This is a genomic window from Paraburkholderia solitsugae (assembly GCF_013177695.1).
GTDB classification, from domain to species: Bacteria; Pseudomonadota; Gammaproteobacteria; order Burkholderiales; family Burkholderiaceae; genus Paraburkholderia; species Paraburkholderia solitsugae.
In genome coordinates this window covers 91,602-108,397 of sequence record NZ_WOEY01000101.1, presented here as the reverse complement: position 1 = coordinate 108,397, position 16,796 = coordinate 91,602, and the positions used below count along the sequence as shown (strand labels likewise).

Annotated in this window: 15 protein-coding genes and 1 pseudogene; 5 read left to right on the top strand and 11 right to left on the bottom strand. The window is 61.1% G+C overall.

From position 1 onward, the window contains the following. Positions 1–2: 2 nt before the first annotated feature. The 7 genes and pseudogenes from GNZ12_RS44575 to GNZ12_RS45095 form a co-directional block, all read right to left on the bottom strand. Positions 3–185 (bottom strand): annotated as a pseudogene (locus GNZ12_RS44575) (ATP-binding cassette domain-containing protein); the annotation flags it as partial. 60 nt (positions 186–245) lie between these two features. Then, the gene (locus GNZ12_RS25935) at positions 246–845 is read right to left on the bottom strand and encodes a LolA-like protein (RefSeq protein ID WP_172315052.1); all 600 of its coding nucleotides are present in this window, start codon (positions 843–845) and stop codon (positions 246–248) included. A gap of 360 nt (positions 846–1,205) precedes the next feature. After that, positions 1,206–1,862 carry a TetR family transcriptional regulator gene (locus tag GNZ12_RS25930; RefSeq protein WP_172315051.1) on the bottom strand — a complete coding sequence of 219 codons (657 nt, stop codon included), beginning with the start codon at positions 1,860–1,862 and terminating at the stop codon, positions 1,206–1,208. A gap of 63 nt (positions 1,863–1,925) precedes the next feature. Continuing rightward, positions 1,926–5,288 carry an efflux RND transporter permease subunit gene (locus GNZ12_RS25925; RefSeq protein ID WP_172315050.1) on the bottom strand — a complete coding sequence of 1,121 codons (3,363 nt, stop codon included), beginning with the start codon at positions 5,286–5,288 and terminating at the stop codon, positions 1,926–1,928. A gap of 10 nt (positions 5,289–5,298) precedes the next feature. Next, complete coding sequence (locus tag GNZ12_RS25920) at positions 5,299–6,573, bottom strand: efflux RND transporter periplasmic adaptor subunit (protein ID WP_172315049.1); 1,275 nt, start codon at positions 6,571–6,573, stop codon at positions 5,299–5,301. A 76-nt stretch (positions 6,574–6,649) separates the two neighbouring features. Beyond that, a complete protein-coding gene (locus tag GNZ12_RS25915) occupies positions 6,650–8,134 on the bottom strand; it encodes an efflux transporter outer membrane subunit (RefSeq protein ID WP_328806074.1) in 1,485 nt (494 codons plus the stop codon). A gap of 253 nt (positions 8,135–8,387) precedes the next feature. Next, entirely contained in the window at positions 8,388–8,516 is a 129-nt protein-coding gene (locus GNZ12_RS45095; RefSeq protein WP_268959056.1) for a hypothetical protein, read from the bottom strand. Between the two features lie 59 nt (positions 8,517–8,575). Here GNZ12_RS45095 and GNZ12_RS25910 point away from each other — a divergent pair, with 59 nt between their 5' ends. From GNZ12_RS25910 to GNZ12_RS25905, 3 genes are read left to right on the top strand one after another with little or no spacing between them, the layout of a single operon-like run. Further along, the gene (locus tag GNZ12_RS25910; protein ID WP_407947729.1) at positions 8,576–9,412 is read left to right on the top strand and encodes a flavin monoamine oxidase family protein; all 837 of its coding nucleotides are present in this window, start codon (positions 8,576–8,578) and stop codon (positions 9,410–9,412) included. Positions 9,413–9,424: 12 nt separating this feature from the next. After that, positions 9,425–9,862, top strand: a complete 438-nt coding sequence (locus GNZ12_RS45605) for a flavin monoamine oxidase family protein (RefSeq protein WP_407947732.1) — start codon at positions 9,425–9,427, stop codon at positions 9,860–9,862. Then, positions 9,855–10,241, top strand: a complete 387-nt coding sequence (locus tag GNZ12_RS25905; protein WP_172315047.1) for a c-type cytochrome — start codon at positions 9,855–9,857, stop codon at positions 10,239–10,241. The genes GNZ12_RS45605 and GNZ12_RS25905 overlap by 8 nt, the downstream gene beginning before the upstream one ends. 128 nt (positions 10,242–10,369) lie before the next feature. Here GNZ12_RS25905 and GNZ12_RS25900 read toward each other — a convergent pair whose 3' ends face one another. Further along, entirely contained in the window at positions 10,370–10,834 is a 465-nt protein-coding gene (locus GNZ12_RS25900; RefSeq protein WP_172315046.1) for a ribonuclease, read from the bottom strand. Positions 10,835–11,172: 338 nt separating this feature from the next. Between GNZ12_RS25900 and GNZ12_RS25895 the strand changes: the two genes are divergently transcribed. Further along, complete coding sequence (locus GNZ12_RS25895; protein ID WP_172315045.1) at positions 11,173–12,600, top strand: cytochrome P450; 1,428 nt, start codon at positions 11,173–11,175, stop codon at positions 12,598–12,600. 143 nt (positions 12,601–12,743) lie between these two features. Further along, positions 12,744–13,835 (top strand): IS630 family transposase, encoded by a 1,092-nt coding sequence (locus GNZ12_RS25890; RefSeq protein WP_172315044.1) that lies wholly within the window; start codon positions 12,744–12,746, stop codon positions 13,833–13,835. Positions 13,836–13,957: 122 nt separating this feature from the next. On the opposite strand, the gene GNZ12_RS25885 is transcribed toward GNZ12_RS25890, so the two are convergent. From GNZ12_RS25885 to GNZ12_RS25875, 3 genes are all read right to left on the bottom strand, one after another. Next, positions 13,958–14,698: an SDR family NAD(P)-dependent oxidoreductase gene (locus tag GNZ12_RS25885; protein ID WP_328806073.1), complete on the bottom strand. Its 741-nt coding sequence runs from the start codon at positions 14,696–14,698 to the stop codon at positions 13,958–13,960. Positions 14,699–14,767: 69 nt separating this feature from the next. Then, positions 14,768–15,352 (bottom strand): TetR/AcrR family transcriptional regulator, encoded by a 585-nt coding sequence (locus GNZ12_RS25880; RefSeq protein ID WP_172315043.1) that lies wholly within the window; start codon positions 15,350–15,352, stop codon positions 14,768–14,770. Positions 15,353–15,582: 230 nt separating this feature from the next. Further along, positions 15,583–16,707, bottom strand: a complete 1,125-nt coding sequence (locus tag GNZ12_RS25875; RefSeq protein WP_172315042.1) for a porin — start codon at positions 16,705–16,707, stop codon at positions 15,583–15,585. Between the last annotated feature and the right edge of the window lie 89 nt (positions 16,708–16,796).

Below are 16,796 nucleotides of genomic sequence, written 5' to 3'. Positions count from 1 at the left end.
GTTCAAGCAGAACACCGCACAGTTTCCAGGTAGCCGCGTCCCATCTCCCGCTCAAAGCTCGACGGATCGCCCTCCCACACGATCCGGCCATGCTCCAGTACGTACACCCGGTCAGCATGCGGCAACGCAAAGGTGACGTTCTGCTCGCCCAGCAACACCGTAATCGGCGTCGTCCGCTGCAATGACTTCCGCCGCGCGGTTCACAGTGGTGGGGCGCATCGCCGGAATGCAAGCATGCGGAAGGGCTATAGAAACGGCTCGATTTCAGGCAAATCGACGCGAAGGTCTTCCATTAGCACTGTTTCGATCATTTCGCCGCGCCCGTTTGCGCGGATCACCTTGATCGGCAGACCGGTCATCACGTCGAGCCACAGTTGATAGCAGCCATCGCCGGCCGCGTCGTGCTCCGGCGCGCCCGAGATGACAAGATGTACGGCGTGGCGCGAGCCAACCGCCTCGTGGCCCACGATTTGGGTCTTGCCATGGCGCTGAAGTTCACGGACATTCCCCAGCAGCGCGCCGATATCAGAGTGATCGATGCGGTGAGCGTTCGGGCCTTGAATCAACGGATTGTCGGGTGCGAGCGCAAGCCGCGGGAACGTATGAAAGCCGAATGGCCAGAGCGTCACCCTGTCCGTCTCCGGACTGTAGGTGAGGACGGCGCCGGCATGCGGGCGGATGAAGTCCATCCGGATGAATCCCGGCTTGCAGTAGCAATAGCGGACTTCGACCGGAACGCCTGCGTACGGTGTCGACCGGACCGTCGCCTCGTAATTCGTCAGCGCGTCGAATCGGGCTTGAGCATCCGCGATGAGATCGGGCGCGGCAAAGAGGCAATCTGTCATGGTGCGCGTCAGTGAGTTGCCGATACGACAGGCCCGGTGACGTCTTCTTCCACGCACCTGCGAAACGCATGCGCGACGACCACCAGGATCCGCATACATCCTCCTGTACTCGCAGATGGAGAACGTCCATACTGACGCTCCGCATGCATGGATGCAACGCCGTTCTGCCGTTGCAGTTCCTTAGTGGCGAACGATCGATCAGTAGCCGATAACCGACACACCAGCCTGGATACTTTAATGACGACTGGGGCCGATGACCTGTCGTTCACAGATGCGAAGTGACAGACGGTTGATCGGCCTTATGCGAAGCTTTCCATAAGGCCGATGACGCGTCGAAGAAGATCGGAGACCGATCGTCCCTTAACTGAGCGAATGCACATCCTCACCTCCCCGCCGCAGCGAAGGCGAATGCCGCAGCATGCCGATGCAGACATCCGCCAGATACTCAGCATCGCGCGGCAATACGATCGAATCCTGTTCCAGTAGCCAGTCTCGCAACACCCCGTCGAGAAACACGTGCACGACGCCCGACGCGCGCACTGTATCCAGGTCGGACGGCAATTGCTCTTTTGCGATCGCGTTTCGCAAAGCAAGCTCAAGCTGCTTTCTTCCGTTGCGGGCCGCGTTGCGCTGTCGATCGAACACCAGATCCGTGTCGCGTGTGTGCTCACACTTCGTGAACAGCACTTCGAAAACACGGCGGCTATGTGGCTCTACCACGGCCTTGCCAAGGCAGAACACCAGCAATTTCCGTAACCTGCCAAGCGGATCTGGCTCGCCGGCATCGACCGATGCCGAGACCAGCATCTCCATCGGCAACATGACGCGGTTCGTCATGGCGACGAACAGCTCGCCCTTGTTGCGAAAGTGTCCGTAAATCGCGCCGCGCGTGAACCCCGCCCGCACCGCGACGTCCTCCAGCGAAGTATGGGCGACGCCATGCTCGGCGAAGACCCACTCGGCCGCGTCGAGAATCTGGTTGCGCGTGTCCTGCGCCTGTTGCCGTGTTCTTTTCATCTGTCGCTGCGCCGCTGCATGGCTGACTGAAGCGCGCCGTATCCGGCGCGCGCCGGTTGTTCGCTAGGCAGGCGTGCCCTCTCCCGCAGAACTAGCGCCCCCGCCACCCGTCCCACCGCCGTCATGACCGCCATCACCTCCCGGTGTGCCACCGTCTTGCTCGCCATGGGCGCCCCCGTCTTCACCGTCGCGATGGCGCATTTTGTGCGACACGTCGTCGAGCTCGTCGCCCAACAGCCGCCGGACGACCACATAGAACACCGGAATCAGCAGCAAACCGAAGAACGTGGCAAACAGCATGCCGCCGATCACGCCTGTGCCAATTTCATGACGCGAAGCGGCGCCGGCACCCGATGAGACAACGAGCGGGAACACGCCGAGAATAAAGGCCATTGATGTCATCAGGATCGGACGCAGTCGCAGCCGGGCTGCGGTCAGGACGGCGTCGCGCAGCGTCATGCCACGTTGCTGACCCTCCACTGCGAACTCGACAATCAGGATCGCGTTTTTCGCCGCGAGACCGATCACGGTCACGAGGCCGATCTTGAAGTAGATGTCGTTCGGCACACCGAACGACAGGCAGAATGCCAGCATGCCGAGCATGCCGAGCGGCACGACCAGCAGCACCGCAGCCGGAATCGACCAGCTTTCATACAGCGCGGCGAGACACAGGAACACCACCAGGATCGACAGCATCAGCAGCGTCACCGCCGACGATCCCGACAGCAATTCCTGGAACGACTGCCCGGTCCAATCCGCCGCGAAACCCACCGGCAACTGGTGGTCCACGATGTTCTGCAGCACATCGATCGCCTGACCGGTCGAATAGCCCGCGGCCGAGTTGCCGACAACCTCGATCGCCGAGTAGCCGTTGTAGCGCGGTAGCACGGTCGGCCCGAAGCTCCATCGGGCATTCACCACACTAGAGAGCGGCACCATGTTGTAAGGGCTGATCGACGGATTCGCGGGCGACGGATCGACGGGCGTCGCGAAGCCGTTCGATGCGGTCGCACTATTCGCTGACAACTGGCTCGCGGCGGTACTCGTGCTGCTACCGGTTGTGAACAGGCTCGGCGTATACAGGTGCTGGAGCGCATCGAGCCCCATCCGGTACGGCGCGTCCGCCTGGATATAGACACGCTTCACGCGCCCGCCGTAAGTGAACTGGTTGACGTAGAACGGCGCGAGCTCCATCTCGAGCGTGTCGTAGACATCGGTCAGCGACAGGCCCATCGCTTCGGCCTGAGTCCGGTCCACCGCGACGTCCAGTTGCGGCGCGCTCGGCAGCGAGTTCGGCCGGATCCCGAATAGCACAGGGTTCTTCGACGCGTTCCCAAGCAGCGTGGCCGTGGCCTGGCCAAGCTCCGCGCGCGATTGGCCGGCACGCGCCTGCAGATACATATCGATACCGCCGAACTGGCTGAGACCGCGGATGGTCGGCAGATTCACCGCGAAGATCTGCGCGTCGGGAATGGTATGAAGGATCTGGTTGATCTGCGGAATCAGCTTCATCGCGGTGTCATGGCGTTTGTTCCAGTCCGCCAGCTTGATGAACGACATGCCGACGTTTTCGCTCGTGCCGACAAAGCTGAAGCCTTCTGGCTGGAAAATGCCCACGATTTCCTTGCCGACCGCACTGTGTTCCAGCTTGTCGCGTACCTCGGCCATCACGTGATCGGTGCGCTGCAGCGTCGAGCCGGGCGGCAGATTGATGAGTGCGAGCACGAAGCCCTGGTCCTCGTCGGGCACGAAGCTGGTCGGCAGTTTCGTATACAGGAAACCGGTTAGTACGACGACGAGCACAAACACGATCATCCAGCGTGGCGCATGGTGCACGGCGCTGCCGGCATGGCCGAGATACTTTTTCGAGGTCCAGTCGAAACTGCGGTTGAACCAGCGGTAGACCGCGCTCTTGTTCTCCGCGTGTTCTGGCCTCAGGATCGCCGCGCACAGCGAAGGCGTGAACGACAGCGCGAGGAACGCGGAGAACCCCATCGACACCGCGATCGTCAGCGCGAACTGTGCGTAGATGATGCCGGTCGCGCCCGGCTGCAGCGCGGAGGGGATGAACACGGCGGAGAGCACCACCGTGATCGCAACAATGGCGCCGGTGATCTGGCCCATGGCCTTGCGGGTCGCCGCCCGTGGCTCCAGATGCTCCTCGCTCATGATGCGTTCGACGTTTTCGATCACGACGATCGCGTCGTCAACCACAATGCCGATCGCCAGCACCATGCCGAACAGCGTCAACTGGTTGAGCGTGTAGTGCAGCGCCGACAGGCCGATGAAAGTCCCGAGCAGCGCCACCGGAATCACGAGCGTCGGGATGATCGTGGCCCGCAGATTCTGCAGGAAGATCAGCATCACGAAAAACACCAGCACGATCGCCTCGATGAGCGTGCGGATCACGTCGACGATCGACGCGGTGATAAACGGCGTGGTGTCGTAGGGCACGCTCCACGTGACGCCTTCCGGCAAATCCCGCGCCAGCGTCGCCATCTCGGCTTTTACCGCCTTTGCGACCGCGAGCGCATTTGCACCCGGCAGCAGGAAGATCGCCATCCCCCCAGCCGCTTTGCCGTTGTAGACCGGCGCAAAGCCATACGTCTGCGAGCCGAACGAAATACGCGCCACGTCGGAGAGCTTGACCGTGGTGCCGTTGCTGTTCGCGACGATAATGATGTCCTGGAACTGCTTGAGCGACGAAAACAGGCTGTCGCCCGTCACGTTCGCCGTAAACACTTGTCCTCTCACGGCCGGATCCGCGCCGAGAGAGCCCGCTGCGAACTGCGCATTCTGCGAGCTCACGGCATTGAGCACCTGGGTCGTCGATAGTCCGTAGCTCTGCAGCTTGTCGGGGTCGAGCCAGATGCGCACCGCGTACTCCGAGCCAAGCAGCGTGGTATTGCCGACCCCGTTCACACGGCCAATGTTAGGCTGGATCTGCGAGGCGAGAATATCTGAGAGCCGCCCAGCATCGATCGCGGGATTGTCCGACTGCAGCGCGACGAACATCAGGATGTCCGGGCTTGCCTTCGCCACCACCACCCCTTGCTGAGTGACCTGCGAAGGCAGCAGAGGCTGGGCGAGCGTGACCTTGTTCTGCACCTGCACCTGGGCGATGTCCGGGTTGGTGCCGGTCGCGAACGTGAGGATGATCTGCGTCTGGCCATTCGAACTGGAGTTCGAACTGAAATACAGCAGATTGTCGATGCCGGTGAGTTGCTGCTCGATCACCTGGGTCACCGTCGATTCCATCGTCTGGGCGCTCGCGCCCGGATACTGCGCGGTGACGGTCACTTCCGGTGGTGCGATCTCCGGGTACGAATCGATCCCCATGCCGTGCACCGAGATGATGCCGAACAGCGAGATCAGGATCGCGATGACCCAGGCGAAGACGGGGCGATTAATGAAAAAACTCGGCATGAGCGGTCTCCTACTGCGCCATGCCGGCCGAAGCCGGTGATGCTGCGGAAGCCTGCGCCGCTGCGGGACCCGACGACGACGCCGGGCTTGACACAGCAGGTGTCGTGGTCGCAGCCGAATCCGCAGCCGCGCCCGATGCTGCCGTAGGCGCCTGCCACGCGACGGTCTTCACCGGCGCACCTTCCCGCACCATCTGTACACCTGTCGCGATGATCTGGTCACCGTCTGCCAGCCCATGCGTGACGACCCAGTTGTTGCCAAGGCTATTGGTCGCCTCGACGTCCTTGCGCGTCACCTTGCCGTCCGCGCCGACCACAAACACGTATGCACCGACCGTGTCGCGCTGCACAGCCTGCTGTGGAATCAGGAACACATTGTTCTGCTGGCCGAAATTGACGGTCAGCGTCACATACATGCCCGGCAGCAGACGCCGCTGCGGGTTCGCGACGAGCGCACGCATATTGATCGAGCCGGTCGCGGCATTCACCGTCACGTCGGAGAAATCGAGGGTGCCCGCCGTGCCGTACGATGTACGATTGGGCAGCGCGATCCGCACCGTGGTCTGGTTCTGTTGCTGCAGTTCTATCGAGCCGTTGCTCTGGGACTGCTGCAGCGTCGCCAGATCGGCCGAACTGATCGTGAAGTTCACGTACATCGGATCGATCTGCTGGATCGTCGTCAGCAGCGTGCCGCTGCCACCCGTGTCGGACGTGCTGGTGCCGACCACCGCGCCCGCCGTCACCTGTTGCTGTCCGGCGATACCGTTGATCGGCGCCGTCACGCGCGTGTAGTTGAGCGAAACCCGTGCGCTTTCGACGGTTGCCTCGTCGGCCTTGACCTTGGCCGCGGCGCTGCGTTCGGCGGCATCGGAATTGTCGACGGTCTGCTGCGAGACCGAACCGACCGGCAGCAGTTTGCGGTTGCGCACGGCGGTGATGTGGTCGTTGACGTAGGTGGCCTGATCCTCGGCCAGTAGCGCGAGGTCGTTATTCAGCTGCGCGCGGTAAAAGACCGGATCGATTTCGAACAGCAGTTGCCCCGCGCGAATCTGCGAGCCTTCCATGTAGGTGCGCCGCAGCAGCACGCCGGACACGCGCGCCGTCACATTGGCGCTGTAGTAAGGCGAAAGCCGGCCGACAAACTGACGCTCGAGCGGCACCGTCTGCGATTGCGCCTTCACCACGGCGACTTGCGGCGGCGGCGGCGGCGGCGCGTGTTTCGAGCAGGCGGCGAGTACGATCAGACACAGATACGACAGCACGCCGCGCTGAGGACGTGACTTCATGAGAACTCCGTTCTTGCTTAAGGCCGGCACACGCGTGCTGCGCGGGATCCCAGACCGTTATGGAACAGCATGTGAGTCAATCGGCAGACTGCGCCGACGCAGGTCGTACAGCAGTTTCGGAAGCGGGCGAAGAAGCGGCGGCCGGCACCGAAGCGACCTTGGCGTCATCACGCTGCCAGCCGCCGCCAAGGTTCTTGACGAGTAACACGTTGCTCTCGGCGAGCAGAGCCTGCGTATCGCGCAGGTTCTGCTGCGCCTGGACCAGGGTGAGGCGCTGCGTCAGCACGTTTTGCTGGCTGGACGCGCCGGCATTGAACTGCGCCTGTTGGCTCGCGAACAGCCGGCTGCTGCTGTCGAGCACCTGCGCGAACGCGCTTTCCTGCGCCCGCAGGTGATTCATCGATGACAGGCTGTCCTCCACGCTCTGGAATGCCGTCAGCACGGTATTACGGTAGTTCGCGACGTCCTCGTCGTAGGTCGCGCGCGCCTTGTGAACCGCGGCCGTGCGTTCGCCGCCATCGAAAATCGTGGCGGCAAGATCGGGGCCTAGCGTCCAGAAGCGGCTCGGCACCGTGAAGAGATGCGCGAACGTGTTGTGCGCAAAACCGCCCTCGGCCGAGAGCGTGAGGGTCGGAAAGTACGCGGCTTCGGCGACGCCGATGGTCGCGTTGGCCGCCGCCGCCGTGCGCTCGGCGCTCACCACGTCGTAGCGCCGCTCGAGCAGTTGCGAAGGGAGCGCGGGCGGCACGTCAGGCTCAAGGAAGGGGTAGTCAGGATCGGGGGCGATGCTGAATGACTCGGGCGGCGTGCCGGTCAGCACGGCAATCGCGTGCTCGTCCTGCTCGCGGGTCGTTTCGGTTATCTGCAAATCGGCGATCACCGTTTGCAGGTTCTCCTGCGCGTTGAGCACGTCGTCGCCCGACGCTGCGCCTTCTTTGAACCCGGTCTGCGTCATCACGAGAATGCGGCTGTCGATGTCCTGCTGCTCCTTCAGCGCGCGAATGTCGTAGTCGGCCTGGCGTAGCTGGAAGTAGTCGGTCGCGACACTGGCCGCGATCGAAATGCGCTCACCAGCAAGCTGCGCATCCGACGCCTCGGCGTTTGCTTTCGCTTCCTCGATCTCGCGCCGTATCTGTCCCCACAGGTCCAGCTCCCAACTGACGGTCCCGGTAGCAGCCACGGCGTTGCCCGCCGAGGCCGACGAGCCGGAACTCGCCGAGAGCCCTTGGACGTTGCCGCCGGAACGCGCACCAGCGAGGCCCGCCGTGACGACTGGGAACAGGCCTGCCTGGTTGGTCTCCACGGTCGCGAGCGCGACGCGATAGGCGGCTTCAGCCGCCGCGATCGACTGATTTGCCTTCAACGCCTGCTCGACGAGACCGTTGAGCGTCTCGTCGCCATACATGTGCCACCAGGTGCTTGAGATCGCCGCCTGCGGATTCGCCTCGGCGCGCTGCCAGTCGACGCCTTCCTTGAACCCTTCCGGCACCTGGACCTCAGGCTTGCGATAGTCCGGGCCGACCATGCACGCCGCAAGGGACGCGACGAGGACGAGCGCCACGCCGCCCTTCATCGCGCGGTGCGATCGAGAGGGTGTAGCCTTTTTGCAAGCAAATCTCAAGGTACGTGAATGACTTCTCAAGTGCATTCCCCTGTGTCGACATGCAAAGCACTAAATCCGGTCCCATGCAGACTCGCTCTGCACACCGGATCAGCAATCCGGCAATGAGATGACGCATACTTTAGCGGGATTAAACGAACTCTGCAGAGCCGAGCCACCAGGAGAGAATTTGAATGGCGACCGCCACTTCGCACTACCCCGGTGAAAACTCCCCCAGCCGCTGGAGCGGCTTGGTCGTGCCGACCGGAATAGTGATGCGCGTATCGAGTACTCTCCGTTTGGTGTACTGATTGGTGTCGCCTGCGGTTATGCTGCTGTTCATCGCAGCAGAATCCGCGCGGAACATCAATAGTTTCTCTCCAGCCGGGGCACCACGTCCTTATGTCGAGAATGACCACCAATGCGATGAGCCGACGGCACCTGCTGACGCTAATCGGCAAGAACCTCGGCGCGGCCGCCATGATGCAAGGCATGGGCACGTTGGGGTTCGCCGCTACCTCGACCTACGCCGGACCGATCAGACTCGATGGCGCGCCCAAAGGAACGCGAATTCTCGTGCTCGGCGCGGGCATGGCTGGCCTCGTCGCGGCCTTTGAGTTGAGAAACACGGGCTACCACGTGCAGGTGCTCAAGTACAACGACCGCGCGGGTGGTCGGGCCTGGACTGTCAGGGGCGGTGATCGTTATAGAGAACTCGGCGGTGCCACCCAGTACTGCGATTTCGCTGACGAGCTTTATCTGAACCCAGGGCCGTGGCGCATTCCGTATCACCACCAGGGCGTACTCGACTATGCAAAACGCCTGAAGGTGCCGCTCGAGCCGTTCATCCTAGTCAATTACAACGCCTACCTGCATTCGACGGAGGCTTTCGATGGCACGCCGCAACGATTCCGGGCAGTGCAGACCGACTATCAAGGCTATGTCGCCGAACTGCTTTCCAAAGCAATCCGCAAGGACGCGCTCGATGATGCGTTGTCAGTCGAAGATGCGCATCTGCTACTCGAATCCCTGCGCCAATGGGGTGCGCTCGGTCGGGATGGGAGCTACCAGGCGGGCCGGCGAAGCAGTGAACGCCGCGGATTCGCGACCGCGGATGGCGGTGGGCTGATGCCCGAGGCGGTACCGTCGAATCTGCTCCCGCGCGACCCTTTGCTTGCATCGCGTTTGTGGCAATGGCTCTCGTCTGGAAACGAGCTGGACTACCAAAGTGCCATTTAAGAAGACGAGCAGATCTACGGCGGCATCACGCATACTGACCTGCCGATCTCGACGATCGGCTATCCGGCAACAGGTTACGGATCGACCGGTCCGGCGGTGCTGCTCGGCGCCTACATGTGGGGGCCCGCCAGCTATGAGATGGGTGCACTGTCCCCTGCGGAACGGATCGCGGTGGCATTGAGCCAGGGCAGCCAGATTCATCCGCAGTACGCGCGCGAGTACCAGAACGGCTTCGCGATGAGCTGGAGCCGATCGCCGTTCACGAATGGCTGCTTCGCCGCATGGACGGATGCGTTGAGAGACGCGCATTACGCGGATCTCTGTCAGATCGACGGACGGATCGTCCTTGCCGGAGAGCACGCTTCCCATATCCCGGCATGGCAGGAAGGCGCCGTGCTGTCGTCGCTGGATGCGATCACCCGGTTGCATCGGAGAATCGCCAATGGATAGGCCGCCGCTGATCTTGAGTGTGATGCTGATGGCCTGGCTGATGGGAGCCGCGACGGTGTCGTCGGCTCAGGACCTGGCACAGGAGGCACCACACGCCTTCACGATTTCGCCGGGCTACCGCTTCACCGAAAAAAGCGGCGAAGCGCTCTACAACGCGACCTGCGCGGGATGCCATATGCCGGATGGAAAAGGCGCACAGGGCGCGGGTCACTACCCGGCGCTCGCTGACAACCCGGCAGTTGAAGCAGCACCCTACGTCATCGTCAACGTACTGCACGGCCGAAAGGCGATGCCACCCTTTGGCGATGCGATGGATGACGATCAGGTCGCTGCTGTCGTCAACTACACGAGAACCCATTTCGGCAATCGATTTGCCTGAGATGTCACGCCGAGCCAGGTTAGAAGTCTGCGCTGAGTTCACGTGGCATGGCTGTCGATGCGCGGGCTCTTTCCCGCACCCTCCTCCATTGCTTCACGAGACTGATGGCGCGATGTACCCGGGTCTGTTTATTCTGCAATGCGTTTGAAACTGGCGTAGTAATCGTCAGTGTAATAGCAGTCGCCGGTCTGCCTGCGCGGTCCACCACATACGATACGGCGCTGCCCGCGATCCGCCGAGCCAGGCGTGCGAACTGTGTATGCGTGGTAATAGCCGCGCGGATGCTGCGGCAGCAATGCCGCGCTGTTGCGGAACAAGACACCGTCCTCGCCAAAAGGGAAAGGGCCGCCCGCTTTGATCAGACGCAGCGTTTCGGCTGCTTCCCCCGGCAACTGCGCCTTAGTGACGACGGCCGGCGCGCTCCGCGCCTGCGCGCCCGATGCGGCGGGAGTGTCGCTCGCGGCCCGCCCAAGCTGCGCCTGACTCGCGGATGCGCCCGATTCCTGAGTAGCATTTTGCGATCCGCCCTTGCCGCATCCGCCGAGGATCGCGCTCAAGGCGAGGATGCAGGAGAAAGCCCACGCTCGCTTCATGAAACGGTTGTCTCCGGGTTGACTAGCATTCGACGATCACGAACGAATTAAGGGTATCGCTAATGGCAGAGTGAATCAATGTTCGGCTGGAGCGGTCGCTCGCGCAAGGGAATGGCAGCCCATCTGAGTCAAGCGGAGGACCAGTGCCGGCAGCAGCATCTATGCAAGCATTTACCAGACGTACGCGCCCAAACTTAGTGCCACGCGGCCAACGACGAATATTTCAGCGGTTGCATTTGCGATTAACGACTTTGATTTGCAAGCAATAACCTATCCTCTACAAGAGCGTTCTTCACGCCCATTGTCCTCGCGTTATGGCATGTGAAGGGGAGGAGAGTATGGCGGACCTTCAACTCGACGCCAACGCGGTTTTGCGCACTGTCGCAGATCTACCATGCCCGCAAGGTTTGCCCCTCCTGGGAAATCTGTTTCAGATGGCACCGTCGAGACTTCACCTGACTTTGGAGCAATGGGCGAAGCGATTTGGTTCGCCATTCAGGGTTCAGCTCGGCACGATTCCGATCACAGTGTGGACGCAGGCGGAACTGTTCCAGACTGTCATGCGCGAGCGTCCACACCTGTATCGACGTTTTGCGCCAATGGAATCCGTTATGGCGGAGCTTGGCGGAAACGGACTATTCTCTGCCGAAGGCACGGCTTGGGAACCGCAGCGTCGGCTCGTCATGCGCGCGCTGTCCTTTTCCAACATTAAGGCCTTTTATCCGACTCTGGTGGCCATTACCGAGCGTCTTCTCGTTCGCCTGCAAGAGGCGGCAAAGGAGCATAGAACGCTCGAAATGACAGAAGAACTCAAGCGCTACACCGTTGACGTGACGAGTACGCTCGCCTTCGGTGAGGACCCGCATACGCTCGAACAGGAACAGGGTGTAATCCAGGAACAGCTTACCCTCATACCACCGGCGCTGATGAGGCGTGTCACTGCCCTCTTTCCTTACTGGCACTACGTTTTGCTTCCCCAGGACCGGCGACTCGCGCGGGCAATGGTGGAGGTACACAGCTACATTCAGAGAATGATTGAACGAGCGCGTGAGCGCATGCGCCAATCGCCTGATGCGCCACCGCACAACTTGCTCGAAGCGATGCTTGCCGCGCGCAACGAGCCCGATTCAACGGTTACCGACGAACAGGTCTCAGCGAACGTCCTGACGCTTCTGGTCGCAGGAGAGGATACGACGGCTAATGCAATTGCCTGGGGGCTCATGTACATTGCTGCGGATTCGCATCTGCAGAACCGGCTATTCGAACAGTCACGTGCGGCACTCGGTGAGTCCAAGGTCTGCCCTGACTACGACGCGTTAAAGCACCTCGACCTATGCGAGGCGGTATGCAGTGAGGCACTCCGACTGCGGCCAGTCGCTGCAATACAGACGTTCGAGCCACTGACTGACGTGTGCCTGGGAGGTGTTGCTATACCGGCAGGTACACGCATGCTATTTCTCACGCGTCCAAGCATGCTGGACCCGCGGAATTTCGTGCGTCCAGAAACGTTTGACCCTGACCGTTGGAGGCATCCGCGAGACCCATCGGACGGTGTGCATGAACAGAAGGCGTACTTGGCATTCGGTGCGGGGCCGAGAGTGTGTCCGGGTCGTTACCTTGCAGCTGTCGAAATGAGGCTGGTTATATCGATGTTGATGAGGCACTTCAAGATCGAACTGGCAATCGACCCGGCCGAGATTGAAGAGGTTTCCGCCTTCACGATGGTGCCGAACAAAATGCCTGTGAGACTTAAGCCCCGTGCCTGATTTGCCGACGCGCTAGTTGCCGTGCTCATTGCGACGTTCCGAGCATGATCGCGATCAACGCTATCAGGTTAGTGTTCCGTTCTGTTGTTAACTAATCTATGTTCACGTAGCATGCTTGTATCGATGGAACGGGAGATACCAGCATGCCCATGGGACGACCGAAGGCCGAACTGGTGTTGAGTGAAGATGAGCGCTCGCAACTGACTTCGATAGCGCGTTCGCGCTCGATTTCGGCGGCGCTGGTGACGCGTGCGCGCATCGTGCTGGCTGCTGCTGCCGGGGAGCCCAACAGCGCAATTGCCCTGCGTCTTCAGCTCACGCGTGCCACGGTGGGCAAGTGGCGTCTCCGGTTCCTGGAGCATCGCATCAACGGGCTGTATGACGAAGTACGTCCTGGCAAGCCGCGCACGATTGACGATGAGCGGCTGGCTCAACTGATTCACAAGACCCTGCACACCAAGCCAGCGGATGGCTCCACGCACTGGAGCGTGCGCACGATCGCCGCCGAAACGGCTATCTCGCCGACGAGTGTGCACCGCTACTTCAAGCTGCTGGGCCTGCAGCCGCATCGCAGCGAAAGCTTCAAGCTCTCGACCGATCAATTCTTCATCGAGAAACTTCGCGACGTGGTCGGCCTGTACCTGAGCCCGCCCGAGAATGCATTGGTCCTGTGCGTGGACGAGAAGAGCCAATGCCAGGCGCTCGAACGCACGCAGCCCATGCTGCCGATGGGCTTCGGCTATGTCGAAGGCGTCACGCACGACTACGTTCGCCACGGCACCACGACACTGTTCGCCGCCCTGAACGTACTCAATGGCGCGGTGCTCGCCACCTGCAAGCCGCGTCATCGGCATCAGGAGTTCCTGTCGTTTCTGCGCGAAATCGACAAGGCCGTGCCGGCCGAACTCGAAGTGCACTGCATCGTGGATAACTATGGCAGTCACAAGCATCCCAAGGTCAAGGCGTGGCTGGCAGCAAAGCCCCGCTGGCACATGCATTTCATTCCGACCTACAGTTCGTGGCTTAACCAGGTCGAACGCTTCTTTGCGCTGATCACCGACAAGGCCATCCGCAGAGGCTCGTTTGGCTCGGTCAAACAACTGATCACGCGTATCGATCAGTTCGTTTCCCACTACAACGAAAACTGCAAACCATTCATGTGGACCGCTTCCGCTGATTCCATCCTCGAAAAGCTACACAGACTTTGTTCGAGAATCAGCGGAACGGAACATTAGCCAATCGGAAACTATCGATCCCGATGCGGAGGTCTCTTTCATGGCTATTCTTCGGCGTAGCAGGTCGTAGAAACGCTGTCGTGAATACTGGTTCTTGACGACCCCGGACCGTCAGCGGGCAGTCATAGCGCCATGCCACCGTCGATGGTGATGCTGGAGCCCGTCATGTAGCCGGACTCCTTGCTGGCGAGGTAGGCAACCAGACCGGCAATCTCGTCCGGATCTCCCGCACGCTTGAGCGGAATGAGCGGCTTGATCGTCTCGATATGATCGACCGTCATATCCGTTACAGTAGGCCCAGGCTGAATGTTGTTGACTGTGATGCCACGGCCCGCGAGGTCGATAGCGATACCTTTCACCATGACGGCAACTGCAGCCTTCGTCATTGAGTAAACGCTCGAGCCCGGATGCCCACTTCGCACCGCAGTGTTGCTGCCGATCGTAATCATCCGGCCACCGTCAGCGAGACGCGCAGCCGCAGCCTGGATGGCGAGAAAGACGCCACGCACGTTGACGTTCAGCATCCGGTCAAGATCTTCAACGCTCACCGTCGCGACGTCGCCAAGCAACAGGATGCCTGCGTTGACAACCGTAATATCCAGTCTCCCAAAGCGATTCACGGCCGCCGCGACAGCCGCCTCGATCGCTGCCGGATCAGCGCTGTCTGCCTTGATGGCAAGGCCGGTCCGTCCGGCGCCCTCTATCGCCCAAACCGTTTCGGCCGCTCGCTCCGGCGCCGACACGTAGGTCACCGCTACATCGGCCCCCTCGTTTGCCAGGCGTCTTGCTGCCGCCGCACCAATGCCTCGCGAACCGCCAAAGACAATGGCAACCTTTCCCGTAAGTTTGCGACTCTCGTTCACTTCCGTCTCCTTTCTTGACAGATCAGTCCATAAAAGGGTGCGCGTAAGCCGCGCCACGTTTTTCGTTGCCTAGCGCGATCTAAGGCGGTTGATTGCAAACCTGGCCAACATGCGCAGGCTCTTTGCGTCGGCGCCCGCGCGGGCGCCGAGCTGAATGCCTTGCATCGTCATCTGTAGAAAGGCGGCGGCTTCGCGGGCGTCGATGGTGGGATCGACTTCTCCGCATGCCTGCCCCTCACGGACGCGTTCAGTCAGGCGTCTGAACAGCCTTGGTCCCACTTTGCTCCGTAGCACCGCAAGCTCCGGATCCGCAGCCCCAAATTCACCGACAGCGCCGACACCCATGCACCCAAGTGCGCGAACGCTCTCGTCTTCGGCAATGAGGCCAAGCAAAAGCGCTTCCATACCGTCTACCGGCGACGCAGCGCCGTTCAAACGCTCCAGGTGGCCCGTGGTGCTTTCCCGTTGATAGCGCTCCAGCGCTTCCAGGTAGAGTTTTCGTTTGTCACCGAACGCGTTGTAGAGGCTCTGTCGCCCAATTTTCATCGCAGCGAGCAGGTCCTCAGTTGAAGTTGAGGCGTAGCCTTTCGCCCAGAACACGCGCGTAGCGCGGTCCAGTGCCTCTTCTCGATCGAACTCTCTAGGTCTAGCCATGACTCGAGATTATTTGTTATGGACTAATCTGTCAATAACAATCCAATGCTGGTACCGTCGCAGACGAAGGCGATGGCGCTGCAGGCATTGTTCAGCGTGTGGTCCTCGTGCGGCTCTCCACTCTGGACGCCGCGCCGCCGATTTGCGCCTTGATCTCGCACGCGGCCGTCCCGGCGCGCTGCTGGGACCGGCTCGCATACGAAGGGTGTGCGAGCCGGTCCCGGGTTCGATCAGAAAGAGTGACGCACACCGATGTTGACCGCAGTGGTTCCCATGCCGGGCGCCGCAGGCGCGCCATAGCTGATGGTTGTGGTCGCATCGCCTTTGTTCTTCACGTAGCCGACCTGCGCATAAACCAGTGTGGCTTTGGAAAGGCTGTATTCGGCTCCCGCGGCGATCTCAGTCGACTTGTTGGCCGAGTTATTCTTGTCCTTCAGGTAATACAGCCCGCTCGTGATTTGGAATGCCGGCGTAAAGCGATAACCGAGCCCGACAGAATACAGGTCCAGGTCGACCAGATTCGAGTGCGCGGGATTCTTGCCGTTACTGTACGACGCCGAGACCGAGAAGCCCTTGATGGTGTACAGCGCGCCCAGATACCAAAAGCGATTGTTGTCTAACCCGGTTGGGACCGTCGTCGGGCCAGGGTTCGTGTCATGACCGTTGTAGTACACCGCCGACAGCTTCAGCCCGTAGTTCGAATACTTCAGCACTGCCGACTCGCGTGTCCCCCCCTGGAAGCTTCCCGCGACGCCCCCTGGCGCGTATTCGAGCGCGCCGCTCACGCCGCCGAAGCTCGGCGACTGGTAGACGATCGCATTGCTGTCGTACAGCGCACCGATCGGTCCGTTGGTACTGGTGCCCGGCCAGCCCGCCGCCGTGTTCATGCCCAGCCACGCGGTCAGAATACTGCCGAAGTACTGGCCCGCGCGAACGTCGGTCTCCGCCATCGCGTAGGCCATCGGCACGATCTGGCGACCCATGTTGACCGAACCGAACGGGCCGGAGAGGCCGACGGTCGCGACCTGATTGAACTGCGCCGCAACACCCGCCGTATCAGAGAGGCCGAATTTGCCAGTGCCGCTGTCGAACACGCCCTGCAGCTTGAAGTTGACGTGGTAGCCGCCGCCGATATCCTCGGTGCCTTTCATGCCCCAGAAGCTCGAATAGATGCCGCCGTCCTTGTAGCGATAGACCTTCCCGAGGTTCTTGGCCGCCGGGCTGAACGAGGCAGCCGAGGTGCTTTGATACAGCAGACCGGAATCAATAACGCCATACAGCGTCACCGACGACTGGGCATACGCCGAAGTTCCGATTGCGGCCACCGCGGCCACAGCGATTCCTTTCAACTTCATTCCGTCTCCTAATTAATTTATATGCTCAACCCGTAACTGCCAGATCCACCTTCACAATGTAATCCGTAACTGCCATCAGACGACAGTGA

Excerpts from the sequence above, each read along its gene's own strand:
- GNZ12_RS25920 (WP_172315049.1), bottom strand. The coding sequence starts at position 6,573 with ATGAAGTCACGTCCTCAGCGCGGCGTGCTGTCGTATCTGTGTCTGATC.
- GNZ12_RS25935 (WP_172315052.1), bottom strand. The coding sequence starts at position 845 with ATGACAGATTGCCTCTTTGCCGCGCCCGATCTCATCGCGGATGCTCAA.
- GNZ12_RS45095 (WP_268959056.1), bottom strand. The coding sequence starts at position 8,516 with ATGAACAGCAGCATAACCGCAGGCGACACCAATCAGTACACCAAACGG.
- GNZ12_RS25905 (WP_172315047.1), top strand. The coding sequence starts at position 9,855 with ATGGATAGGCCGCCGCTGATCTTGAGTGTGATGCTGATGGCCTGGCTG.
- GNZ12_RS25890 (WP_172315044.1), top strand. The coding sequence starts at position 12,744 with ATGCCCATGGGACGACCGAAGGCCGAACTGGTGTTGAGTGAAGATGAG.
- GNZ12_RS25930 (WP_172315051.1), bottom strand. The coding sequence starts at position 1,862 with ATGAAAAGAACACGGCAACAGGCGCAGGACACGCGCAACCAGATTCTC.
- GNZ12_RS25925 (WP_172315050.1), bottom strand. The coding sequence starts at position 5,288 with ATGCCGAGTTTTTTCATTAATCGCCCCGTCTTCGCCTGGGTCATCGCG.
- GNZ12_RS25875 (WP_172315042.1), bottom strand. The coding sequence starts at position 16,707 with ATGAAGTTGAAAGGAATCGCTGTGGCCGCGGTGGCCGCAATCGGAACT.
- GNZ12_RS25900 (WP_172315046.1), bottom strand. The coding sequence starts at position 10,834 with ATGAAGCGAGCGTGGGCTTTCTCCTGCATCCTCGCCTTGAGCGCGATC.
- GNZ12_RS25880 (WP_172315043.1), bottom strand. The coding sequence starts at position 15,352 with ATGGCTAGACCTAGAGAGTTCGATCGAGAAGAGGCACTGGACCGCGCT.
- GNZ12_RS25910 (WP_407947729.1), top strand. The coding sequence starts at position 8,576 with ATGTCGAGAATGACCACCAATGCGATGAGCCGACGGCACCTGCTGACG.
- GNZ12_RS25895 (WP_172315045.1), top strand. The coding sequence starts at position 11,173 with ATGGCGGACCTTCAACTCGACGCCAACGCGGTTTTGCGCACTGTCGCA.